This is a genomic window from Rhodococcus sp. IEGM 1354 (assembly GCF_030056855.1).
Lineage (GTDB): Bacteria > Actinomycetota > Actinomycetes > Mycobacteriales > Mycobacteriaceae > Rhodococcoides.
Map to the genome: position 1 here is coordinate 1 of NZ_JASHKT010000035.1, position 457 is coordinate 457.

Consider the following 457-nt stretch of genomic DNA (forward strand, 5'->3'; position numbering starts at 1 on the left):
CTGGACTCGGAACTGCCCGCTCACAGGACCACCACCGAACGCAGCACGGTGCCCTGGTGCATCTTGTCGAACGCTGCCTCGATATCACCGAGACCGATGCGTTCGGTCACGAACTTCTCGAGCGGCAACCGGCCCTGCTCGTACAGATCGACCAACATCGGAAAGTCACGTTCGGGCAGGCAATCGCCGTACCAGGACGACTTCAACGACCCACCGCGGGAGAAGAAATCGATCAACGGCATCTCCAATGTCATCTCCGGGGTCGGGACGCCGACGAGGACGACGGTGCCGGCGAGATCGCGGGCGTAGAACGCCTGCTTCCAGGTTTCCGGACGACCGACGGCATCGATGACGACATCGGCCCCGAACCCGCCCGTCAGCTCCTGGATGGCCTCGACTGCATCGACCTGGGAGGCGTCGACGGTGTGCGTGGCACCGAGGTCGAGAGCCCAGTCGA

The 457-nt window shown here is 63.9% G+C and carries 1 protein-coding gene; it reads right to left on the bottom strand.

Features of this window, described 5'->3' with window-relative positions; all coding sequences use genetic code 11:
• Positions 1-20: 20 nt before the first annotated feature.
• On the bottom strand, positions 21-457 hold a 437-nt coding region (locus QM588_RS25600), incomplete at its 5' end, for a zinc-binding dehydrogenase (protein WP_283317432.1).